The sequence below is a fragment of the Pantoea sp. MT58 genome, from assembly GCF_014495885.1.
GTDB lineage: Bacteria > Pseudomonadota > Gammaproteobacteria > Enterobacterales > Enterobacteriaceae > Pantoea > Pantoea eucalypti.
Window position 1 is genome coordinate 273,136 of the sequence record NZ_CP061084.1, and the last position, 23,993, is coordinate 297,128.

The window sequence follows — 23,993 nt, forward strand, 5'->3', positions numbered from 1 at the left end:
GTTCACCGGCTATCAGTGACCTGCAGCCTGTTCGTTTAACCAGCCGATCAGTGCTTCACTGCCAGGCTGGCTCATCGTGCGTTGTGGCCAGGCGAGGAAATAGGGTTTGCTCAGTGGCAGGCAAAGATCATCCACTACCACCAAATCGCCACGCGCCAGTTCGGGCGCGATAAGGCGTCGTTGTCCCAGCAGCAATCCCATACCCGCAACAGCCGCATCAATCGCCAGTGAAGTCAGATTAAAACTAAAGGCGGGCTGCGGCAACGGTTCGTCCATGCCTTTGGTCTGAAACCAACCCGGCCAGTCCGGCAGAAAACGGCCTTCATTTCCCCAGTCGAGATGGATCAGCGGTGCCTGACTCAGAACCGTTTCCGGCGCAAAGCGTTGCAGCAGCGCCGGACTTGCCACCGGCAGCACCTCATCATGAAACAGTTTCAGCTTATCCAGTTGCGGGTAACGATCTTCACCGAAACAGATCACGAAATCAGCGGGCATGGCGGTGAAATCGACCTGAGAATGCGTGCCATGTAATGAGAGATCAATATTCGGGCAATGATCGCGCCAGCTCGCCAGTTGAGGCAAAAGCCATTTGGATGCCAGCGCCGGTAATGCGTAAACCGTGAGTTTTGGTGCACTGGCCGCATGGCGAATATTTTGCTGGCCAAGATGCAGGATATCAAAGGCCTCGGTGACATAGCGCAGATACTCTTTTCCGGTTTCGGTCAGCATGACACCGCTCTGCGTGCGTAAAAACAGGGCGCTGCCGAGTTGCTCCTCCAGCTGGCGAATCTGCTGACTGACCGCCGCCGGCGTTAAGGCCAGCTGGGCGGCGGCTTTTGCCAGGCTTCCCAGCTCGGCAGCCACCTTGAATGACTGTATGACGCTGATTTTTGGCAACCTTGGCATTTGGGCAGGCATTAACGCTTCCTTATCAGGGCAGTAAATTTTTATCGTTACGCAGTGTGGCAGGCGACAGGTAGAGTAACATTACACCTGCCCATCGTGAGAAATGTTGCTATGTCTGGTTCCCTTGTTCGTCTCGATCTTCATCCGCTGGCCGACCACGGCTGGCGTCAACGCTGTCGTGAGCAATTAAACCAGTCTGGCGCGCTGGTACTGCGTCAGTTTTTAAAACCACAGGCTTTAGAGGCGATCATCGAAGAGGGCAATGCGCAACGTCATCTGGCCTATCATACCCGCAGCAAACACAATGTGTATCTGATGAAGCCTGATGAGGCTTTCTCAGCCAATCACCCGCGTAATCGGGATGTGCTCAGCACCAAAGGCTGTATTACTGATGATCTGATCGCTGCCGATTCGCCGTTGCGTCAGCTTTATAATGATGACCTGTTCCAGCGTTTTCTGTGCGATGTGCTGGGTGAGGACGCGCTCTATCCCTACGCTGACCCGCTTTCCTCGATCAACCTGCACTATGCGCCTCACGGACAGGAGCTGGGCTGGCACTTCGACAACTCCTCCTTTGCTATCACCTTGCTGGTCCAGAAACCGCTGGCGGGCGGCATATTTCAATACGTGAAAGATTTGCGGGATGCCGATGCCGGTGAGATGAACTTTGCAGGGGTTGAAGCCGTTCTTGATGAACGCCAGCCGGTTAATGAGCTGGAGATTGATGCCGGGGATTTGGTGCTGTTTCGTGGCCGTAATTCACTGCACCGGGTGACCCCAACTGAAGGCGAGGTCACCCGGATGCTGGCGGTACTGGCCTACAATACCCAGCCCGACATTGCTTTATCCGAAACTGCGCGTATGACTTTCTACGGCAAATTATAACCTCGGGGCGTGTCTGTAAGGGCACGCCAGCCACGCTGGAAAATCTGCTGCGTACGAAACGCCACTAACGCACGCCAGTCCTCATCGGCGGGCCAGAATCCCTCTACCAGTTGTTGCTTCACTGCCTGACCTGCCGCACTGGCGGGTTCGCCATAGAGATGCAACCAGTGATCTTCACGCACCCGCTGATGCATATCCTGGCCCTCGTAAGTTCCACACTCCACGACCAGCGGCAATATTTGCGTCTCCGCCAGCGACGTCAGCAGATATTGCGACAGATATCCGGTCGCCGTTGCCGTCACGCCCGTTACGCTGTCACGTCCGGCACCGGTGAATAACAACGTCAGCCACTCCCCGTAAATGACTTTGCCCCAGTCGTGAGCAGCATAACGCTGCTCTGCAATTGAGAGCAGCATCGGATGGCCCCATGCGCCAGCGCCGGTATGAAGATCGAAGCTGACAATGATTTTCGCAACCGAGAGATGCTGTTCGATGATCGCCTTCATCGTAAGATGAGACCAGCCGGGCTGATGCCCGCCGAAGAAAAATCCATCTGCAAACGTATATTGTCCCGCTTCCACCACGCGTTTAACTGACTGCCAGCCCACGTTGTCCATCGCCTCAGCCAGTTGCCGGTCTGCGCTGACACGGTCGCCATGATAAATACCGTGCCACTGCGCATATTCCGGGTTATCAGGAACCGGTTGACTGAAGTTGATAAAGTTACGGTTGAGGTCGATGTTGTCTTCGTTCACGCGCCGTAAATGCGCCGCACCCCATGGATTGAGCAGATGAACAAGCAGCAATGCGGTGTCAGCAGGTATTTTATCCAGCGAATTGAGCCACGCTATCTGACAATCCGAACCATAATAGCCTTCAACGCCATGTGTGCCAGAGACGACCAGCATCAGACGCGATGCGCTGGCGGGTCCCAGTCGTGCCACATCCGTATATAGCGCTTCGCCCTGCGGACCCGGAAGAGGATGCCGATATGAGGTTATCGCAGCACCTTTGCGCTCCACTGCGGCCAGAAAGCGTTCACGCTGAACGCGGTAGTCGGGCAATGCCATAGTCTCTACCTTCCCGAATTCGTCACACAACAGTAATCAGGGATAAACCTTGAATTTAAAGTACTTTTTAGTGAGCTGATCATAAGTTCCGTTTTTATGAAGCTCAGTCAGTGCCGTGTTGATCATCTTCAGATTCGCTTCATCGCCTTTGCGTAACGCAATACCTACGCCATCACCAAAAATGACTTTATCCACCAGTGTTCCTTTAATGGCGTACGTCTTGCCTTCCGGTGAGGTAAGGAATCCCTGTTCAGCGGAGACCGCATTCGCCAGGCTGCCATCAAGACGTCCGGCGACCAAATCGGGATAAACTTCCATCTGATTAGGATACGAGACGATTTTGACGCCTTGTGACTCCCATTTAGTTTTGGCGTACGTTTCCTGGATAGTGCCCTGGGCCACACCGATGGTCTTACCGCGCAGAGAAGCAACGTCGGTCGTCAGCTTGCTGTCAGCCGGCGCCAGCAGGGCACTTGGCGTGTTATACAACATGTCGCTAAACGCCACCTGCTGACGGCGCTTATCGGTCATCGACATAGCCGACAGGATGGCATCAAATTTCTTCGCCTGAAGAGCAGGGATGCTGCTATCAAAACCCATTTGCACCCATTGGCACTTCACCTTTGCCTGAGCACAGATGGCATTACCAATATCGATGTCAAAACCCTGTAATGACCCATCAGCCGCTTTAGATTCAAACGGCGGGAATGTAGGGTCCACACCAAAGCGCAGCGTTTGCTGTGCCCATGCACCCTGGGTGAACGCGGTAAGCGAAAACAGTAATGCGAGAGATAAGCTCTTTTTCATGTTTTATTTCCCGAAGGCTGGTGAATTTAAGCACGACACCTTAATCAAATAACATGCAGGTTCATTTCCCACCAGAGATAAGCAGCATTCATCCAGAGTAAAATCTTATAATATTAAGTGAGTTAGCGAATCTTTGTACGGCGTTAAATTTTGCTTAATGCTGATGGTAATTTCAGATATAAATCGGGATGAGGGTCTGGGCCTGCTCAGGTCAGGCAACAGCAAAAATCAAAGCTCTGATTCAGAATTCTGGTTTTAGAAGAGGTTTGTTTTGTCAGGCAGTAGCGGATTTATCAAAGCAGATAGATTACGCAGAAAGTAGGATTTAAAAACGAATCTTTTTCAGAGGGCATTCAGAGCTCATGTTCGGGGGTTATCAGCAGGTTGCCCAGGTCAGCTTTGCCTCTATACCATTGATGCGCACAATCTATCTTATGTTAAATTACAGATGCCAGCTTAACCCCTGTTACCCTTCCATACCTGAATAGCTTAATGACGTTCAAAACTGACTAAGGCCGGTTTCTTCTGAGTCAGGACCTTACTTAACACCCGAGGCCAGACAAGACAACTTGTGGTCGATTATGTAATGATTCAGGAAATTTACAGCTCTGGTTCTGTACCTATGCTCTCAGTGCCTTTTCCTGTCATTACCCTGCTTGCTTTATTTTTGCTGATGGCAACAGTCTTTTCTGGCAAACCATGCAATAACGGCGCACTGCGTTTCCTTTCGGCCTGCATCATCCTGGTTTCACTGAATACCATTCGCTGGGAATACGATTCTCACTTTCTGAGGGATTTGCAGTCTGTTATGGCCATGCTATTACCTGCGATTGCATGGCACAGTTTTGTCCCACTTAACGACAACAAACGCAAACATGACTTATTCGTCATGATTGTGCCAGTCCTCGTATCGCTGGCGATCAGATTGGTTTGGGCTCCTGCGACTGACTTCATTCTCAGCCTGCTTTTTTTCAGCTACGGCGTTGGACTGCTCAAAAAAGCTTTTGTGAATGAGCAAAAACTAAAATTCAATCGCCTGAAAGAGATCCCTCAGCAAGCTAGCCTGACGTTCTTCGCAGGAAGCTTTCTCTGCCTGTCGGCACTGACAGATCTTCTCATCGCAATTGATTTTGATATCAGTGGCGGAAAGCATGCCGCTTTAATAATTCTCATCACTCAACTTTTGCTCTTACCGATTGTTGGTGTGATTATTTACAACTTCATAAATTCGCATCAACAATTTGAGCCAGATATCAGGCAGGAAAAAGATACCACCGATGAAAAAGCGCCAGCAGCTGATATGACTGAGTTATATATTGTGCTGGAAAAAAAGATCCATGAATCTGAGCTCTATCTTGATCCCAATCTGACCCTGGCTCTTCTGGCAAGAAAAACCGGCGTACCCGCCCGCAATTTTTCTGCAGCGGTTAACTCTGTCAAACAATGCAACGTTTCTCAGTGGATCAATGGGTTCAGGGTTGAACGGGCAAAAGAACTCCTGCTTAGCACATCATTACCCGTTACCCATATCATGCTGGAGTCCGGATTTATGACTAAATCGAATTTTAATCGTGAGTTTCAGCGGCTTTCAGGACTTTCTCCGCGTTTATTTCGCCAGCAGGCGCTTGATAATTCAGTACAGAATTCAGAAAAACTGTAATTTCAGTCGTTATCGTCTGATGCAGCGCGGTTCTGTCCGCGTCCTTATCGTCATGGCAAACAATGCCATCGCCCGGAGATTCATCATCAATAATTTTCTCTGCCCCGGGTTTACATATCTGCATAAAACTGAAGTGTGTTGCGCCTTTAATGAGGATGTATTTCCGCAATGATACACGCATTTGATTAGCAAGATATTCAGATTCCTCAGGCGCTGGAAGTTCGCCCATCATACCGTTTCCAGCCGCCAGAATAAGTACGGGTATGTTAATTTTGCTAAGGCTTACGGGCGTAAAACCTGGTGCTAAACCCGCATCAAGTGACACGACGGCTTTAATTCTTTTATCTTGCCAGTCAGATAAAAAAACGTTGCGGGCTGAAGCGTCATCTATTCCAAGCCTGGTTGTCAGTTTACAGTCTCCGCGAAGTACGTGTCGCTGACAGTCATGCAGGAGGCGTAACGGATCAAAACGTGCACCAGCCAGCGACATGACTGTCCATCCGCCAAGTGAATGACCTGCTGCAGCTATGCGCGCCGGGTCTGCTGTGCCAGTTAATTCTGAAGATTGACTGACGAAATCAATTACCCTTGAAATTTCACCAGGGCGCCGCCATAGTTTTCTGGCATCTTCGGGATTGTGGTTAAAAGTCGTCGTGCCGGGATGATCAGGTGCAGCCACAATATATCCCTGCGCGGCCATTGCTGAAGCAAGCCAGGAGAGATTCCTCCAGCTGCCATTAAACCCATGTGAAATGAGTAAAAGTGGATGTTTTCCAGATGCGGGTACAGCATCTCGGATAATGTCCGTGCCGACAAAGGCGGCGTTCCCTCCAACCGTTTCACTGACTCCTTTTTGCACCGCCGCCGGATACCAAACGGCTACGTTCAGGGGCACTCCCTGATCCCCTTTTAATGTCACCTGGCGGAAGCCTGGCGTTGCATGAGCCTGCAAAGAGATGATTAAAACCGATAATGCGATAAACGCTGCTCTGAACAACATGATGAATGCCCTGCTGTGATGAATGAGCCCTATTAATAACGGGCAGCAAGGCACCGATGCGTCCTTTTACACGATCCAGGTCTTTAAAAGTGCAAAAATGGCGGTTAATTATGCAGCCATCCAAACTTGATAGCGGCGACAATACACCATGGCGGGTCAGAATCTTCCAGCAGTAGTAATTATGAAGTTACAGAAATCATTGACCCTCTCCTGAAAAAAGCCCCGACACAATATGCCGGGGCGTTCTGCTATTACTCTTTCGCTATCGGCGTCTCACTCACATCAATCTTTGTCTCACCCTGAATAGTTTTAATGCGTTTCTCAACGTCATTCACCTGCTGGCTGTTATGCAGCAAGGTATAGGTCAGATCAAACGAGGTGCTGGCACCGGGCTGCAATTGCTTAACGCGTTTCTGTTCGCGCTCAATCGTGACCGGATAAGCATAACTGGTGCCCGGCTCAATACCGGTCACGTAGCCCTGTTTTAAGGTGTCGGTATTTTTCCACAGCGTAAGCATTGGAAGCTGGCGGGTATCAAACTGAATGGATGCGCCGCTGTTTCCGGCTTTATTTATCACTGCAGCTACGGTCTGATGATTACTGTCAGAAAGGGGTTTGATGTTGAATACCATCTCATCGAAGTCTTTGGTCGGCCCTTTGTAAGTCTGCCAGTCTTTTAATCCGGCTTTTGCGTAATCATTAAACGGGCTGATGCCGGACATCGGTGCCAGGAAACGTGCACCCTCTTCAAGAATAGGCTTACCGAAGTTGCTGTGATAGATGATCTGGTAATCGTGCGGATAGTCAGCGTGATTAGTTAACACATCATGCAGGCTGAAGCTGTTACTGCCCGGCACGTAACGCAGTTCGGTCATCGTCTGCAAATCGGTTTTCTTGAAGGTGCTCTCTTTAATCAGGCCACGAATACGGATTTCATGGGGCGCTGCATCTGCCACTTCAACTTCCAGTTGTGAAACCGGCGTGTTACCTGCTTTACCGTGCAGGGTGTAGATGCGGCCCTGGTCAGTCACCGGATGACCGGTCCATTCGTAGCCGCAGCGCACCATCATCTCATTGAAACCGTCCAGCCAGCCCAGGCCGTTGCGGCTTTCCAGATTGATATAAGCAGGATTGACCACCTCTTTGACCGGTGAATCCCAGCCCATACGCGTACCAAAGCCTTCGACGCGCAGCAGGTTCATGCCACGGGTGGGACTGAGCGTGATAGTCAGGCCATCCTGACTGCGAATCGTCAGCGTTTTACTGCCTTCCTGTTTGCCGCCGTGCAGAACTTTTTGCTCGATGCTGAACGGCTTGCCCTGAAACTTCAGCTCACTACTGGAAATCTGCCAGTTTCCCTGATCTGTGCCCTCTTCAGCACTCGTCAGCACCCATGTTTTTGCGGCTGCAGAACCAGAAACCAGAACCGCTACTACCGTTAACGCCAGTTTAATTTTCATTATTTACCTCATTTGCTGAATCGTTTTTTCATACGTTAAGCGGAATTTACTGGTTGAGGCTCACCAGAAACGTGACGACGCTCACCTGCCGGTAAATCGGCAGCGTCCAGAGGAATAAATGCGGGTTAAATCACATAAATAAGCAGCCAAAAAGGAATAATCGCGACCAATTTAATGTTAAATCCGGACTTAGCTGTATTCGATTCAGCTTTTTGAGCATTTCCCTGACCCTTTCAGCCAGACCACCTAAATCGAATAAATCGTAAAAAAATTTCAAAACCCCGCAACTTTTTCCATTTTTGAACGAACCTTTTATCAGAGACGTCAGGCAACCCCGTCTGTTCGTCAATGGAGAGAGAAATGCCAATGAAAAACACCCTGAAAACCCTGGCCGTCGCTACACTGCTGGCACTGAGTGTTCCGGCAACATCTGCCTTTGCGGCGTTACAGGTCGGTGAAAAAGCGCCAGACTTCAAACTTGACGCCGCACTGGCGGGTAAATCGACCACCTTCTCTTTGCAGCAGGCCCTGAAGAAAGGCCCGGTTGTACTCTACTTCTTCCCGGCGGCGTTCAGCGCTGGCTGCACGCTTGAAGCGCATGATTTTGCCGAAGCGTCCGATGAATTTAAAAAACAGGGGGCGACCGTGATTGGTGTCACCGCCGGCAATACCGATCAGATTGCTAAATTCTCTCAGCTGGAATGCCGTGACAAGTTCACCGTGGCAGCCGATCCTGGCGCTAAAGTGGCGGCTGAATACAAAAGCACCATGGAGATGAAAGGTCAGAAACTGTCCGACCGCACCTCTTATGTGATCGCGCCGGATGGCAAGATTCTGCTGAGCTTCACCGACAAAAATCCTGATACGCATATTCAGAAAGCGATGGATGCTGTTAAAAAATATCGTCAGGCCAATCCGGCATAACTTCATCTTCTGAGCAGGTATATCATGCTGACTGCGATTGCAGCTGCCTTTCTGGGTGGCATTATTCTGAACCTCATGCCCTGCGTGTTTCCGGTAATCTCGCTGAAAGCACTGAGCCTGATCCGCCATCACGAATCGCCCTCTCACGCCCGCGCAGAGGGCCTGGCATTTCTGCTGGGCGTGGTCCTGACGATGGTCGCCCTGGCAGCACTATTACTGCTGGCCAGAGCAGGTGGTGCGTCCGTTGGGTGGGGATTTCAGCTGCAATCGCCGCTGGTCATCGCCGCGTTAATTCTGGTGATGCTCGGTTCAGCACTGAATCTGCTCGGTCTGTTTGAAGTCGGCTTGTCGGTTCAACGCGTGGGCGAAGTGGGCGGCAATCGTGCAGGGTTAATGGGTTCAGCCCTGACCGGTGCACTGGCCATCATCGTCGCGACGCCCTGCAGTGCGCCATTCATGGCCAGCGCGGTGGGTTATGCCCTCACCCAGCCTCCGCTGATTAGTCTCATTATCTTTATTTCGCTGGCGCTGGGCTTTGCTGCGCCTTTTACCCTGATATCGTTCTTCCCGGTGCTGGCGCGCATATTGCCTAAACCGGGGGCCTGGATGATCACGCTGAAACAGGGCCTGGCGTTTCCTATGCTGGGCGCGGTGGGCTGGCTGATTTGGGTTCTGGAACGTCAGGCTGGCTCGGCAGCGCTGGCGGCGATTCTGGTCTGTTGTTTGCTGTTTAGTTTTGCCGCCTGGCTGTATGGCATGGCACAGAAACGCCGTATGATGGGACAGCGCCATGTTGTACTGCATGTTGCAACTGTGTTCTTCCTGGCTCTCGTCGTCGTGCCATTGCTGAACCTGAACCGTTTTGCCAGCGCGCCTGCTGAAACGGAAACCGCTTCACAGGCTGCAGCGACTGTCTCCTGGTCGCCGCAGAATGTCGACGCTATTAAAGGTCAGGGCAAGCCTATCCTGGTGAATTTTACGGCGTCATGGTGTATTACCTGCCAGGTAAACGATCGCACTTCACTTTCGACGCAGGCGGTCAAGGCCGCAATGGCGCGGACGAATACCATTTACATGGTTGCAGACTCCACCAAATATAATCCTGATGTTGAACAGGCGCTGAGTGATTTCGGACGCGGCGGATTGCCGCTCTACGTGGTCTACCCGGCTGACGGCGGAAAACCGGTAGTACTACCGCAGGTCCTGACGCCGGGCATTGTCATTTCAGCGCTCGATCAGGCAACGGAAAAAGGAAAGAAAACCTGAGACGATTGACTAAGCGATTTCCTGGGACGTTTCCAGGCCACTGTCACTGTGTGCTGAACTGCTGATGACGAATGTCAGAGACTGATCCACGCGCACAGCAGTGGCCTGCCCTGATGGCACGGGCGCAGGCGGGCGACAGAGCAGCCTATAACCAGTTACTGAAAGCGATGGTTCCGGCCATCCGTGCATTAGTGTGCAAAAAAATCCGTGACGAGGTGCTGGTCGAAGATGTGATTCAGGAGACGCTGCTGGCGATCCATCGGGTTCGCCACACCTACGATCCGCAGCGCCCGATACTGCCCTGGGTCGCAGCAATTGCTTCTGCACGGACCATTGATACGTTGCGTCAGCATGGTCGACGTCAGGAAGTACAGGATGAGGAAGCGCTGCAAAAACGCCCGGCTGAAAGCAGTGAACTCCAGTCTGATAACGATATCCTCTCCGGTTATCTGGATATCCTTCCGCTACGCCAGCGGGAGATTGTCGAATCCGTACATCTGCGTGAGCAGAGTCTGGCGCAGGCAGCTGCTGAAACCCATCAGTCTCTCTCAGCGGTTAAATCCCTGTTGCATCGCGCAATGGTCAATCTTAGAAAATATGGACGGGGTGTGCATGAGAAATCATGACCAGTTAATTGATCAGCTCAGCGCCTCTGCGCAGCCGGTGCAGCGCGTCTGGCCTGTGGCCTGGCGCGTCGCGGGCTGGATCGCGCTTGCCCTCCCTTGTGGCGCGTTGACCAGTTGGGCGTTTCACAGCCGGTTTACTGACTGGTCGCAGCCCGGCGCGTTTTTCGCGCTGGTTGCCGTACTGCTGTCTCTCATCATCGCGGGAAGCACACTTGCGGCAGCCTTTACGTTGAGCATTGCAGGCAGGAAACCGATCAGTCCGCGCTGGCCGCTACTGCTGGCTGTTTTGTGGCTGGGGCTAAATCTGATCAATATGTCACCTGAAGCCCCGCCAGCAGGTGCTGGTCGGTTTGGTGAGGGGATACACTGCTATCTGTTTATGCTGTCGGCCAGCGTGCCGATGATGTTGATGTCGGTGATCGCCCTGAAACGCACCCGTTCACTTTATCCCGCGCGCAGTCTCGCGCTGAGCGGCTGCGGCTGCGCGTTTACCTCATCAATGCTGCTGTCGCTGTGTCATGACACTCATCTGCATATTATTGATTTCTCTATGCATCTGGCCGCAGGCATTACTATTGTGGCGCTGACGGTGCTGGCCGGACGCCGCTGGATTCAGTTGGGAAAGTAATGACTTTGTTTATTACTCTGCAACCAGCTCAATCAGGTTTCCGTCAGGATTATGCCGGGCGGGCAGAGACAGAAGATCACGGACGGCGTGGCCGGACAAACCGCGATCGACCAGATCCCGGGAATTCTGTCTGATCAGGCATTTATTAGCGGCTGTGCCATGAATCCGGAGGCCGGGCTGACCGGTTTTAACGGCGCGATTTATCGTGGCTAAATGGCATGAAATCGCAACGCGGGTCGTGGAATAAAAGCGTGATAAAGAACGGCATGAGGTGTTTGAGGCTGAAGAGAGGGGTGTGAACCTGCGCAATGTTCAGCACGGAATCAACTCGCTCCTGCCGGCGAGCGACAGAGGTCTGCGAACACCACGCAAAAGCGAGCCTGCTTCAGGTTACAAATGCGCCGCGAACCACGACGTCTGCACCTTAATCACTGACGCGAAGTGCTGACCGCTGTAAATATCGTAGTGACGGGCCTCTTCGGCTACAAAGAGCTGCTTATTGGTTGCGGCGACCGCATCAAACAGCGCACGCCCTTGTTCCGGCGGATTCACGCTATCCTGACCAGCGACCACGACCAGTGTCGGACAGGTGACCTTCGCGGCATTGATCGCGGGTTTGTAGTGCAGCGTTTCCCGTACGGTTAAAAACGGGATTTTGATGTCCATTTTCGGATGCTTATGCCGGTTCTCCTCAAAGAACGCTTTTGACTCTTCATCGTTCAGCACGCGAGTAATGGCCACAAACATCTCTTTGCCGCTGTTCTGCCGCTTTTGATCCATCTTCTCCAGCGTAGCAATAAAGCCCGCCTTCTCCGTCGCGTCCAGTTGCCCGGTGACAATCTCTTCCCCATCCGCAAAGGCGAGCTGGCTGACAACACATTTCACATCCGGGTTATTCGCTGCCGCGCCAAAGATGTGACATCCGCCAAAAGACGTGCCCCATAAACCTATTCTGCTCGGGTCCAGCGCCGGTTGCTGTTTTGCCCATGTGATGACCGAGAGAATATCAGCGATCTGCATCGCAGGCACCAGACGACCCCGCTCGCCTTCGCTGTCACCAAATCCACGGTAGTCAAATGTCAGTGTCGCGAAACCTGCCTGGGTAAACGCCTCTGCGAACGCAGGCAGTAAAATCTCACGGATTCCGCAAAAGCCGTGACACAGAATAATCACCGGGGATTTAGTGGCCGCTGTGGGCTGACGCAGCGTCAGCACAATGCCTTCCGGCAGTGTGTGGGTAGATAATTCCATCGTGGGTCATGCTCCTTGGTGAAGTTAAAGGTCAGAAAATTCAGCTAGCACCCTTTCACATCACCACCGTTTTTACTTAGATCCAGATCAGACTGCTGACACCTTTTGTCTGAAATGCGGACAAATCCGCCTCCGATGCTGCTAAAACCCGGGCTTTGGCGTAGGCTGAAAGCTGGGTGTTTCATTACACAGGAGATCATGATGCAGAATGAAATGACAGCGCAATGCCACTGTGGTGCCGTTGCCTATAAGGTGACGCTAAAGGATGGCTTTAACACGGTGCGCCGATGCAACTGCTCGTTTTGCCGGATGCGCGGCGCGGTAGTGGTGTTTGCAACCAACGTTGAGCTGACGCAGGGTGAAGCGCACCTCACAGAATATCGCTTCAATAGCAAAGAGGTGGGCCACTACTTCTGCTCCGTCTGCGGCATTTATACTTTTCATCAGAGCCGCTCACAGCCCGATCAGTTTGGGGTTAATGTCGCCTGTCTTGAGGGCGTTTCACCGTTTGATTTCACGGATGTTCCGGTCTCTGATGGTATCAACCACCCTAAAGATGGCGGCGCGGGCGGTGTAGCCGGTCATCTGGTCTATACCCCCACGCAATCCTGAACCACCGCTGCCTTTACTACTCCCGGCTGGGCTTGCCGCTAAAGCGTGTGATTGGCTTCTCCTCTTCACGGTCAATCTGCTGAGAGAAAACCTCGAGTGCCGCGAAGAGTGGCCGCAGTCCACGCCACAGATCCTCATCATTAAGTAAGCGGATGATGCCACGGATGCCCGGCGCGGCTTTTTCCTGCCGCGCCTCATCCCGAGCCGGCTTAACGGCCATTGCAGCATCACGCACCGCCAGCAGCAAGTGATTAAAACGCTCTGGCGGCACGCTGCCCAGCGTCATCATCAACAGTGACAGGTTTTGCAGCGCATTTTGGGTGCCGGGCTGATTGAGACCTGAGACCAGAATTTTCCCCACGTCATTATTTGATTTAACGAGATCGTTCGCCAGCCGCAGAAAACCGTGCTGGTGGAGATTTTCAAGCAACTCGTCCATTGCCTCCCGGGCAGTTGGCTCGGTGCGTGTGGGCGGGACCTGATACTTCATCCGTTCTGCCATTAAAATTTCTCCGGTTTTTCAACGTGTTCAGGCGGTTCACGATAACCTGCCTGCTGCCATTTCTGCTCAATCGGCAGGTGATCCAGGGGTGTTCGGCTACCATGACGGAAATTGTGTAGCGGCACCGGATTAGGCTGCGGGCGTCGATCGACGCGCGTCATGTTGACAGCGATCTCTTTGTAAGCGGGCGTGTTGACGTCAGGATCGTGATGTTCACCAGTCAGTGCATTAACGCCATCAGTACCATGATGAATTGGCATGAACAGCACGTTACCCGCCACACGGTCTGTAATAACCACTGGCACATCCAGCGATCCCCGACGCGAGGTAATCCGTACCCACTCACCTTCAATGAGCGCGCGCGAGGCTGCAAGTTCCGGTGAGATCTCAACAAAGGCATTAGGCGACAATGACATCATGCGGCCACCCCGCCCGGTCTGATTCATTGACTGGAAATGCTCCAGCATTCGGCCATTGTTCAGCAGCAGATTGTATTCGGCATCCTCCTGCTCAGCGGGCGGCTGCCAGCTCAGCGGATAGAGGCGCGCTTTACCATCCGGGAAATTGAACCGTTCTGTATAGAGACGGGGTGTGCTTTCACCTTCAGCGTTAACCGGCCAGAGTTGCGACTGCCAGCCTGCCAGTTGCTCATAACTCACACCCGCGAAAATCTCTGCAATGCCCGCCACTTCGGCCATAATCGCGCCGGGATTCGGGTAATGCCATGGATGTCCAAGACGCGCCGCGAGATCGGTAAAGATTTGCCAGTCAGGACGACAATCACCCAGTGGCTTCATGGCAGGAGTAAAATGCTGAATGCGCCGCTCGGTATTCACAAAGGTGCCCTCTTTCTCCACGCTGGGCGCACCGGGCAGCACGACATCGGCAAATTCGGCGGTACGCGACATAAAGATGTCCTGAACCACCATAAATTCCAGCTTGCTGAAGGCGGCATGCACCGATGTGGCGTCGGCATCCGCAAACGCTGTCTCTTCCCCGGTGATGTACATTGCACGGATTTTACCTTCACCGGCCTGCTGCACCATTTTGAAGTTATCGGCGCCAGCCTTATCGGAAAGCGCATCAGGAGAGACGCCCCACGCGCGCGCCCATTTTTCCCGGATCGACGCGTCGGTGACTTTTTCATAGCCTGGATAGCGATTGCTGAGGCAGCCGAAATCACTGGCGCCCTGCACATTGTTGTGACCGCGCATCGGATAGCCGCCCGTGCCAGGCCGACCATAGTTGCCGGTGACCAGCAGCAAATTCGATAGCGCGGTACTGGTGTCTGCTCCGTGGCTGTGCTGGGTAATCCCCATCGCCCACAATATGCAGGCGCTACCCGCGTGTCCGATCATCTCCGCCGACTCTTTGAGTTCGGCTTCACTCAGACCGCAAATCTCGCTGGCATAGTCGAGCGTAAAGGTATCAAGCGAGGTGCGATACTCTTCTACCTGATTAACCCGCTGTGCCAGAAACGCATCATCGGCATAACCGTGGTCGAACATATATTTCGCCATCGCCGAGGCCCAGACCAGGTCCGTGCCAGGTCGGATGCGCAGATAGCAGTCCGCCCGTTCCGCCATTTCATGACGACGCGGATCGACAACCAGCAGTTTCTGACCGCGATGTTTGTGGCTCTGTTTGATGTGGGACGCAATCACCGGATGGTTCTCGGCCAGATTACTGCCGACCAGCACAATCAGTTCGCTCTCCTGCAGATCCTTTATCGTTCCCGCATCACCGCCGTAGCCCACGGTGCGAAACAGCCCTTCTGTCGCCGGGTTCTGACAATAGCGCGAGGAGTTGTCGACATTGTTAGTGCCGAAGATTAAGCGGGCGATTTTCTGAGTAAGATAGGCTTCTTCGTTGCTGGCTTTGCTGGAGCCAATAAAGCCAATCGCATCGCCACCATAATTCTGCGCGATGCCCTGCAATCCTTCAGCTACCCGCTGCAACGCCTCATCCCAGCTGGCGGGCCGGAACCGGCCATTTTCGCGGATCAAGGGCGTCGTCAGACGCGCCGGGCTATTAACAAAATCCCAGCCGAACTTACCCTTAACACAAGTAGAGATGCCATTAGCGGGCGCGTCCGCCACCGGCTGAATTTTCAGGATGTGACGATCGCGGGTCCAGATCTCAAAGCTGCAGCCCACGCCGCAATAGGTGCAGACCGTTTTAGTGCGTTTAATCTCCGACTGCCTCAGCGCCACATCGATGCTGGAGACGCCGGTGATCGGCCCCATGCCGATACTGTTTTCCATCGTTTTGACGAAATCGATCAGCGGGCGCTTCAACCCCTCATCCATTGCAGTGAACGGACCCGCATCAGGCTGCATGGTCTTTTCCAGTAATGCATTACACGGACACACTGTGACGCAGTGTCCACAGCTGACGCAGCTGGAACCGGCGATTTCTGTGCCGCCATCCCAGAGCACGCGGGGATGTGCCTGGGTGTAGTCAATAGAGAGTGTCTCATTGACCTCCACATTCTGGCACGCCTCGACGCAGCGACCGCATAAAATGCATTGGTCAGGATCGTAGGTATAAAACGGGTTAGAGTGATCTTTGGCGTAGGGTTTGGGCTGATGAGGATAGTACTGAATCGGAATGTGCATATCAGCCACGGTATTATGCAGCGTGCAGTCACCGGTGTTGTGTTCACAGACGGTGCAGTAAAGCTCGTGACGGTTGAGCAGTCTATCCATTCCCTCCTGTTGCGCGGCCCTCAGCGCAGTACCTTCACTCTGTACCGAGAGCCCCTCTTCAGTGCGAAGCGTGCAGCCGCGAACCCGCTCGCCATTGGCATCCACCCAACAGACATCACAGCTTTGCAGCGGCGGCAACGCCGGGTGGTAACAGACATGAGGTAGTTTTTTCCCGTGAGCATCCAGAAAGTCGATTAGCGGTTGATTAGCTAACCCTTTTAACCGTTCACCATTAAAGAGAATGGTGCAGTAATTTTCACTCATATAAGCCTCATGGCGTCATTGCGAATAGCGTCCTGCTGGAAAAATATCCCTGAATTTAGAGGGTTGCTTCACAAGCTTAGTGAGGATTAGCAGCCGCGCCATGAATACCGCTACGCTTATCAGGGTTACTTACTGACTGTTAAGGGTTTTTTAAATGTAATGACTTCTTACCACGTGAACCACGTCATGTTTTCCCTTACGGCAGGACGGCAGGAATCACCGTTATCGGCATTTTTGTATTGCTAAGCGATAAGCACCCGATGGCTGATGATAAGGTTAACTATGAAATGATTTGTATGTTGTAACTATATGGTGAGCAGTTTGATATTCCTTTCTGACCCCGTACAAACATCAGCATTAACCTGGTTCTCTCTCATTAAACCTGTCGGTTAATCCACTATCGAATCCCTCTGGAATTTGTACCAGTTAATATCTGAATCCACTCAGTGCCGTCCCCATTGAATTGGGTATTAAGGCATGCTGAAACGGTTTAACCCGTTTGAACAGCTTATGGATTAATTACGCACCTGACCTGCACAGTTTTCCTTGTCATTATCCGATCATGAATACATTGCAATGATATGGCGTTTCAATAAAAACGTATGCGTTCTCTAGCCAGAAAGCCCTGAGCCACGCCACGGTAATTAGTGTATATTTTAGCCATTTCAATCAGTGAGTTATCCGAATTTTAACAAGCTGTTAATTATAAGATGATAATGATTTTCGTTATGGTAATATCCTCTTAACCCCGCCCGATGCCCTTTTATCCGGGTCTCTTTGCGCGTTATCCTTAATTACGTGACCATTAAAACGCTGGCTGAAATGAGGTCTTTATGAATTCCATCGTATATATCGTTGATGACGACGCCGCGGTGACTTCTGCACTCACTAATCTCCTCATCGCCGACGATTACACGGTTATCTCTTTCTCTTCAGCTGATGATTTCCTGTCTCACGCGTTAACGCCCCTTCCCTGTTGCCTGATTCTGGATATTAATCTGCCTGGCGCAGATGGGTTTGATGTCGCCCAGGCGTTGATCGATCGTGGCTATGCTATTCCCACGATTTTCCTGACCGGCTTCGGGACCATTCCGGTCACCGTGCGGGCGATGAAAACTGGCGCTTATGAGTTCCTGACTAAGCCCGTCGAACCTGAGCGTATTTTGCAGGCGGTCGCGGAAGCCTTAGAGATTGCAGAGCAGAATCTGGCCTCTTCTCAGGAACGGCGGGAAATTGTGCAGCGGCATCAGACCCTGACGCCGCGTGAATCCGAGGTGATGCTGCTGGCGATTAGCGGTCTGTTGAATAAACAGATTGCTGCAGAGATGGGCGTCAGTGAAATTACGGCTAAAGTCCACAAGCGACGGGTAATGGAAAAAATGAATGCGCGTTCGCTCACCGATCTGGTGCGGGCGGCAGAGCGGCTCAATATTGAACATAGCCGACGCCGCTGAAACCCGGCAGTCGACCTGTTCCTCTCGCTCAACCCAATGGCAGAGTAAACCAGAAACGGCTGCCACCTTCCGGCCGGTTTTCTGCGCCTAACTCACCAGAATGCTTTTTGATGATCCCTTTGCTGATCGTTAATCCCATGCCCATACCGCTTTTTTTGGTGGTATAGAATGACTCAAAAAGCCGTTCCCGCACGTCATCACTTAATCCGCAGCCGCTATCCAGCACCTCAAACCGCAGCGTATCAGGGGTGGGATTCTCTGACGTCAGGCGCAATAGCGCCGCGCGCGGCAGATCGTCGGACATAGCATCGATCGCATTGATCACCAGATTCAGCAGCACCTGCTGGATCTGAACGCGGTCGCAGAAAATCTCTGCTTTAGCAGCCCTGAATTTAAGTTCCAGCGAGACTCCCCGCCGTTCCAGCTCTACACGGGAAAGCGCCAGAATGTCACGGGCGATCAGATGGAGGTTTTCCAAAGCAAAGCTCGATTCATGATTACGGGTCAGCGCCTGCAGGCCGCGAATAATCTCCCCGGCACGTTTGCCCTCTTTAATAATCTCATCTAAACCGCTGCTGGCGTTTTCCAGCATCAGCGGCTCACGCTTCAACCAGCGCAGGCTGGCACCCGCATTAGCCACGATAGACATCAGCGGCTGGCTGATTTCGTGAGCGATGGAGGCTGTCAATTGCCCGACGGTCGTGGCGCGCGTAACACGCGCCAGGTCCGCCTGCGCCATGCGCGCACTGTCTTCCGCCATACGCTGCGAGGTGATATCTGAAATGGTGCCAAAGTACTCTTTCACCTCAGGGAAATTGTTTACCGGCTCCCCAATACCTTTGATATAGCGACATTCACCGTCTGACCTGATTACCCGAAACTCTGCCTGCATGCTGCGTCCCTGACTGACGCTGTGCGTCACCAGTTCGCTGATTGATTCATAATCATCAGGATGAACGCGGGTCAGGAAGTCTGCCATCGACAGTCCATGTTGTTCGGCTGGCAGCCCCAGTATCCGGGCATATTCTTCAGAGACTATCATCATGTCCTCGGCTACTTCCCAGCGCCAGGTGCCGGTATGACTGATTTTCTCGCCCAGCATCAGCGAAGTCTTGCTGGCACGCAGCTGTTTCTCAACCCGACGCCGATGGTTGTTCTCCTCCAGCAGTTCCGCATAGAGTCGCGCCGTCTCCAGGGAAACAGCCGCCTGCGCGCTCAGGGTTTTAACAATGTGGGAATGCTCAGCGGTGAACGCATCGGGCATCAGGCGATTTTCCAGATAGAGCACCCCGACCATGTTGGCCTGCCTGAACATCGGCACACAAAGCACCGCCGCGCCTGAAGCCACCAGATAGGGGTCCTGACTGAACGGACTGAATACCTCCGGTTTACTGGTGCGAATCTCCTGACCCGTGCGGATCACTGCTGACAGCACCGATAGCGGCAGGTCATTTGCGTCAGGCCGCTCTTTGACAATCTGAACCCGCACGCCATCAGCCGTGCTTTCTGCCCAGGCCTGTGTCTCTGGCAGGTTGCCATCCAGAATCCGGATGAGGCGACAGCGCTGGGCACCTGCCCGCTCCAGCAGCATCCGCATTAGGGTGTGAATCAACCGATCAAGATTGATCTCTTCCGTCAGGGCGCGCACGGCGGTCAGCACGCTTTCCAGATCGTAGAAAGCGGCATCCTGCGTAAACGGAATCGTCGCCAGCGCACTGTTTTGCACCGGTGCGGCCAGGTGCGGATAGTGCTGCTCCAGCTGGCGCACCATCGCCTGCGCTCCCCAGTTGTCCCAGCCTGTCATTGCTACTTTGATGTAGGCATCTGCCGCGGTATCGAGTTGCAAGGCTTTGCAGTAGGGGCCCGCCAGCTGATTGGCCAGCGCATGAATGTGCAGGTATCCAGACTGCCGGGAAAGACGAATGGCATTTTCATACTGCTTCAGCGCCTCACCCGTGTCGCCCTCAAGCCGGGCGCACTCTGCCCTCAGCAAGGCATATTTGTCTGCAAATAAACCGGGGTTAAGCTCCGTCCAGCCAGCAAACTTGTCGAGATGAATGCGCAGCGCGCTGCTATCAGTGGTTTCAGACAGCTGACTCAGGGAGAGTGCAGTATAAAAATGCATATCCATCATATAGATATAAGCAGGCACCGCGCTGATCAATGGCTGGATTTCTTCCAGACAGCGCAGCGCATCACGATATTCACCGGCATAGTAATGGGCCATTCCCCGATACAGGCCCGCCCAGAACTGCACCATCGCCTTAGGGCCGGAGATCGGACCTGGCTCACTGCCGGCCACCAGCGGCAAAGCCTGGTCGCGCTCGCCTGCTCTGAACCCACTGCTGTTACGCAGTTGCATCACCAGCTGCTTTTGCATCAGCAGCACGTTCTCAACGTCGGGATAACCCGTTTTACGCGTAAAGGCGAGTCCGCGCTCAAGTGAGGTCATCACGGACTCCAGGTGATCGCCGCGTGTCAGCGTGTTCATGATTTGATGACGCAACGAAAGACAGGCAAAAGAGCGATCGCCATACTTCACCGCGACGCGAAAACTTTCACGGGCACATTCAATGGCGACGTCCAGCGGCTGTGTCCAGATCCCCACCTGATCCAGCGGCAGCAGAGTACGGGCTTTATAACGGGTAAAGTCATACCGCTCCACCAGCTCGCGGGCCACCCGACCGCAGGCATAACTAAAATGCCAGGTCTGATACCGTTCTCCTGTCAGCACGCTGAACCAGGCCAGACCAAACGCAGAGGCACCGGTTATGCCGTGGTCCAGCGTCATCTGCAGCATCTGACAGACCAGGATTAAATGGAGCTTTGGGCAGTCATAGGCGGAGACAAATATGGTGCTGGCCATCAGGTTTAGCACCGACTCAACATCAGGATCGCTGTTAAGCGGCAGCCGGTTCAACGTATCCTGCGGTGAATCGCCGATTCGCGCCCGAATCGCCAGGCAGGCGGCGTCGATCTCCACATCATCCGGATCCCTTTTGAGATGCACACCAAACACTGCCAGCCAGGCAAGCGCGGTTTCCAGCGCCAGATGGTTGTCAGACTGGCGCATATGGATTTCAGCAGAAAGACAGGCTGCCTTTGATTTTTCACTGAGCGTGCCTGGCTCACGTAGCAGCCGGGTACAGAGCGTTTGCGCTGACGTGAGATTACCGTTAAGAAACTCGCACTCCGCTTCATCAAAGCCCAGCATAAAGTCATTACCGGTCACCATTCGCAGGCTGAGTCGCTGGGCGGTGCGCAGATAGCGCAGCGCTGAGAGGTAATCTCCGGCGCGTTTCGACGCCTGCGCGGCTCGCAGACAAAGAGGATAATAACGTTCACGATCTGTCACAGTCAGTGGCAGCTCAGCAATCATCCCAATGTGATAAACCGCGCGGAACAGCGTCTCACTGTTATCCCCGCTTGCGACCGCTGCGGATAGCCAGACCGCTGCCTGCTGATGAAGATGCTGTTGCTGCCGCAGGTCAGGCAATAATAACGCCGCGTTGTGCACGCGATCGTGCGTAAACGCGTAGTGCCCACCGGTCAGGGTGACAAAACGACCGCTGACAGCCGGTTCAAGTTGCTGCTGAATCAGCGTCACAGGCATCGCACTCAGCTGACCTAACAGCGAGAGCTCGCCACTGGCCCCCAAACAGGCCAGCGAACCCATGAGCTGCCGCGTGGTCTCTGGCATCCGTGCCAGCTGGCTTAACACCAGCGTGGCCACATTGTCGGTGTAACGACGCGCCATGAGCGCCTGACTGTCGTAATGCCATTTCGGCGGATTTTGACGAAAGTTAATCACCCCATCCTCTACCGCCTGCCGGAAGAACTCCTGCATCGAAAGGGGATTGCCGCCGGTTTTCTCGAAAAGGATCTGCGCCAGCTCGCGATTACCGCCAGGACGGGTATGCAGCATTTGCGCCAGCCAGCGGCCGATGCGTTTCACACTCAACGGCTGCGGCGTCAGCGCCACTACCCGCGGTGCGGCGGCCCTGATGCGCAGCAGAAATCCGGCAATCATCGGACAGGGCATTGATTCACCCTCCCGAAAGGCGAGCACCAGCATAAAGGGCGAATGCTCATTTCGGGTTATCAGGTTTTCCAGCAGTTGCAGCGTGGCAGGGTCTGCCCAATGTACGTCATCAATCAGCATAACCAGCGGACGGCCCGGCGTGGCGAAAGCCTGAACAAGCGCAGAGGCCATCTGCGTGAACTGCTCGCGGGCGTCCAGTGCATGGCGCACCACTGGCTGTAAATTCCCAATATTGAGCAGCTGTTTTAATTCAGGCACCAGCTCAATGGCTAAATCGACATAGCCGCCCAGCAGACGCAGCAACCGGCCCCGCCATTTTCTGACCTCTGGCGCTGACAACCCCAGCAGATAAAGCGTGACCGTGCGAAACGCGGAGGCCACAGCGGCAAAGGGTGCGGTCGGCGAATGTTGATCGGCCTTGCTGGCGGCCAGTAAAATCTGTCGGTGCTGCAGGGTTTTCAGGGCGCTCGCGATAATCGCGGACTTACCCGAACCAGGCACACCGCTGAGCATCACCAGGCTCTGTGTTCCAGTGCGGATGACCGTATCCAGCGTCGTCAGCAATACGCGAGCCTGCGGATGCTGACTGAACAGAGTCTCAGGCCGGAAACTGGTGTTAAAACGCTCCTGCAGTCCGGGCGTAAACGGCTCAATGGTGTTTTCACCTGTCAATGTGGCCTGACAGCGGCGAAGGTCGGCCATCAGCCCCTGCACGCTCTGATAACCGTCAGCGGGTGACTTTGCCAGCAGGCGCAGCAGAATCACCGAGAGCATCGGCGGCACATCGTCTCTGACCTGTTCAGCTGGCCGGGGCGCGCTGGCGATGTGATGATGAATCCACTCTGCTTCACCTGCGTCAGGTGAGCCAAAGGGTAGCTTGCCGGTCAGATACTCATATAACACCACGCCCAGACTGTAGAGATCGCTGAGGCTACTGACCGGATGTGGCGTGCGACCGGTGTGCTCAGGGGACATATAGGCCAGCGTGCCGCCTGAGGCACGCAGGCTGTTTTTCTCAGCCGACTGCGCCGCCAGGGAGGCGAGTCCAAACCCGCCCAGCCGGAACCGGCCATCGTCAGTAATAAAAAAATGGCCTGGCTTGATATCCCCGTGCACGATGCCCTGATGATGTGCCTGACCCAGCGTGTAGCAAAGCTGCAATGCCACCTGCAGGAAATCGGCGATTTTTTCGGGAGGCGTAGCAAGATTGTTAGCCAGGGTGCGAAATGGGAAGGTGGGATAAATCAGCGCATAACGATCAAGATAACGGGTCGTGCCGGTGGCGGTGATGGCCCAGCGTGGTGACAGATACGCAGCCAGAGCACGCTCATTTTTGAGCCGCTGGGTGGCCTGAAAAGTGACGTCGTCACTTTTACCCGTGGCGATGATCAGTGACTCACCCGACTGGCGGCGCGCCAGCATCCAGAGAAGACATCCCTCCTGTGCCAGCGGCATCAGGATGTCAAAATTTTCAATCGCGATCCCTGCGTCATCACTCTCCAGGGAAGTAACTGAAAGAAGGCTCATCAGCGCACATCTCCCTGAGATAACTCGCATCGGATCAGTGTCAGCAGCGTATCAACATCAATGGGCTTTCGCAAAAAAGTCATGGCCCCGAGCCCAATGGCATACCACAGCGTGGTTTCTTCCACATCTGCCGAGATAAAAATTACCGGCGGCAGATCAGCCCGCGCCTTGAGAAGGGTAAAAAGCTCAAACCCGGACATGCCCTTAAGGCCAACATCAATAATAAGCATACCCGCCTCAACCAGCGCATCGTCATCGGCCAGTAATGCCTCACCGGATTCAAATGATCGGGTTACGTAGCCGTCCGAATGCAACAGATTGCTCAGTCCACTGCGGACCGCGCGTTCATCATCGACGATGACAATACGCTGGGGAAACGTCATGCAGGTATCCTCTGGAAC

19 protein-coding genes are annotated in these 23,993 nt (G+C 53.5%); 9 read left to right on the forward strand and 10 right to left on the reverse strand.

All coding sequences use genetic code 11. The annotated features are described in order from the left end of the window. Nucleotides 1–12: 12 nt before the first annotated feature. A complete protein-coding gene (locus IAI47_RS20195) occupies nt 13–918 on the reverse strand; it encodes a LysR substrate-binding domain-containing protein (RefSeq protein WP_003855149.1) in 906 nt (301 codons plus the stop codon). A 99-nt stretch (nt 919–1,017) separates the two neighbouring features. Between IAI47_RS20195 and IAI47_RS20200 the strand changes: the two genes are divergently transcribed. Beyond that, nucleotides 1,018–1,791: a 2OG-Fe(II) oxygenase gene (locus IAI47_RS20200; protein ID WP_008924677.1), complete on the forward strand. Its 774-nt coding sequence runs from the start codon at nt 1,018–1,020 to the stop codon at nt 1,789–1,791. Here the strand turns inward: IAI47_RS20200 and IAI47_RS20205 are convergent. Then, nucleotides 1,776–2,861, reverse strand: coding sequence for a DUF2817 domain-containing protein (locus tag IAI47_RS20205; protein WP_008924678.1), 1,086 nt, complete (start codon nt 2,859–2,861; stop codon nt 1,776–1,778). The genes IAI47_RS20200 and IAI47_RS20205 overlap by 16 nt on opposite strands. Nucleotides 2,862–2,897: 36 nt before the next feature. Next, nucleotides 2,898–3,668 (reverse strand): ABC transporter substrate-binding protein, encoded by a 771-nt coding sequence (locus tag IAI47_RS20210; protein WP_008924679.1) that lies wholly within the window; start codon nt 3,666–3,668, stop codon nt 2,898–2,900. Between the two features lie 586 nt (nt 3,669–4,254). On the opposite strand from IAI47_RS20210, the gene IAI47_RS20215 reads away from it, so the two are divergent. Next, the gene (locus IAI47_RS20215) at nt 4,255–5,328 is read left to right on the forward strand and encodes an AraC family transcriptional regulator (RefSeq protein ID WP_008924680.1); all 1,074 of its coding nucleotides are present in this window, start codon (nt 4,255–4,257) and stop codon (nt 5,326–5,328) included. Here the strand turns inward: IAI47_RS20215 and IAI47_RS20220 are convergent. Both IAI47_RS20220 and IAI47_RS20225 read right to left on the reverse strand, forming a co-directional pair. Then, nucleotides 5,234–6,328, reverse strand: coding sequence for an alpha/beta fold hydrolase (locus IAI47_RS20220; protein WP_008924681.1), 1,095 nt, complete (start codon nt 6,326–6,328; stop codon nt 5,234–5,236). The two genes, IAI47_RS20215 and IAI47_RS20220, sit on opposite strands and share 95 nt — an antisense overlap. 251 nt (nt 6,329–6,579) lie before the next feature. Then, nucleotides 6,580–7,788 carry an aldose 1-epimerase family protein gene (locus IAI47_RS20225; protein WP_008924682.1) on the reverse strand — a complete coding sequence of 403 codons (1,209 nt, stop codon included), beginning with the start codon at nt 7,786–7,788 and terminating at the stop codon, nt 6,580–6,582. A gap of 360 nt (nt 7,789–8,148) precedes the next feature. On the opposite strand from IAI47_RS20225, the gene IAI47_RS20230 reads away from it, so the two are divergent. The 5 genes from IAI47_RS20230 to IAI47_RS20250 all read left to right on the forward strand — a co-directional run bounded on the left by IAI47_RS20230 (nt 8,149) and on the right by IAI47_RS20250 (nt 11,445). Beyond that, on the forward strand, nt 8,149–8,712 hold the full coding sequence (locus IAI47_RS20230; RefSeq protein WP_003855159.1) for a peroxiredoxin: 564 nt from the start codon (nt 8,149–8,151) through the stop codon (nt 8,710–8,712). Between the two features lie 24 nt (nt 8,713–8,736). Beyond that, the gene (locus IAI47_RS20235) at nt 8,737–9,978 is read left to right on the forward strand and encodes a protein-disulfide reductase DsbD (RefSeq protein WP_008924683.1); all 1,242 of its coding nucleotides are present in this window, start codon (nt 8,737–8,739) and stop codon (nt 9,976–9,978) included. A gap of 71 nt (nt 9,979–10,049) precedes the next feature. Further along, nucleotides 10,050–10,604: a sigma-70 family RNA polymerase sigma factor gene (locus IAI47_RS20240; RefSeq protein ID WP_008924684.1), complete on the forward strand. Its 555-nt coding sequence runs from the start codon at nt 10,050–10,052 to the stop codon at nt 10,602–10,604. Beyond that, entirely contained in the window at nt 10,591–11,232 is a 642-nt protein-coding gene (locus IAI47_RS20245) for a DUF1109 domain-containing protein (protein WP_003855164.1), read from the forward strand. Before IAI47_RS20240 ends, IAI47_RS20245 begins: the two co-directional genes overlap by 14 nt. 87 nt (nt 11,233–11,319) lie before the next feature. Then, nucleotides 11,320–11,445, forward strand: a complete 126-nt coding sequence (locus IAI47_RS20250) for a DeoR family transcriptional regulator (protein ID WP_223296432.1) — start codon at nt 11,320–11,322, stop codon at nt 11,443–11,445. A gap of 177 nt (nt 11,446–11,622) precedes the next feature. On the opposite strand, the gene IAI47_RS20255 is transcribed toward IAI47_RS20250, so the two are convergent. Beyond that, complete coding sequence (locus tag IAI47_RS20255; RefSeq protein ID WP_008924686.1) at nt 11,623–12,483, reverse strand: alpha/beta hydrolase; 861 nt, start codon at nt 12,481–12,483, stop codon at nt 11,623–11,625. A 201-nt stretch (nt 12,484–12,684) separates the two neighbouring features. Here IAI47_RS20255 and IAI47_RS20260 point away from each other — a divergent pair, with 201 nt between their 5' ends. Then, the gene (locus IAI47_RS20260) at nt 12,685–13,095 is read left to right on the forward strand and encodes a GFA family protein (RefSeq protein ID WP_003855170.1); all 411 of its coding nucleotides are present in this window, start codon (nt 12,685–12,687) and stop codon (nt 13,093–13,095) included. 16 nt (nt 13,096–13,111) lie between these two features. Here IAI47_RS20260 and IAI47_RS20265 read toward each other — a convergent pair whose 3' ends face one another. Continuing rightward, nucleotides 13,112–13,597, reverse strand: a complete 486-nt coding sequence (locus IAI47_RS20265; RefSeq protein WP_008924687.1) for a DUF1641 domain-containing protein — start codon at nt 13,595–13,597, stop codon at nt 13,112–13,114. Continuing rightward, the gene (gene fdhF / locus IAI47_RS20270) at nt 13,597–16,569 is read right to left on the reverse strand and encodes a formate dehydrogenase subunit alpha (protein WP_008924688.1); all 2,973 of its coding nucleotides are present in this window, start codon (nt 16,567–16,569) and stop codon (nt 13,597–13,599) included. The genes IAI47_RS20265 and fdhF overlap by 1 nt, the downstream gene beginning before the upstream one ends. Before the next feature lie 833 nt (nt 16,570–17,402). On the opposite strand from fdhF, the gene IAI47_RS20275 reads away from it, so the two are divergent. Continuing rightward, the gene (locus IAI47_RS20275; protein ID WP_003855175.1) at nt 17,403–18,023 is read left to right on the forward strand and encodes a response regulator transcription factor; all 621 of its coding nucleotides are present in this window, start codon (nt 17,403–17,405) and stop codon (nt 18,021–18,023) included. A gap of 28 nt (nt 18,024–18,051) precedes the next feature. On the opposite strand, the gene IAI47_RS20280 is transcribed toward IAI47_RS20275, so the two are convergent. Further along, a complete protein-coding gene (locus IAI47_RS20280) occupies nt 18,052–23,592 on the reverse strand; it encodes an AAA family ATPase (RefSeq protein WP_187961284.1) in 5,541 nt (1,846 codons plus the stop codon). Next, the gene (locus IAI47_RS20285; protein WP_003855179.1) at nt 23,592–23,975 is read right to left on the reverse strand and encodes a response regulator transcription factor; all 384 of its coding nucleotides are present in this window, start codon (nt 23,973–23,975) and stop codon (nt 23,592–23,594) included. Before IAI47_RS20285 ends, IAI47_RS20280 begins: the two co-directional genes overlap by 1 nt. Nucleotides 23,976–23,993: the final 18 nt, after the last annotated feature.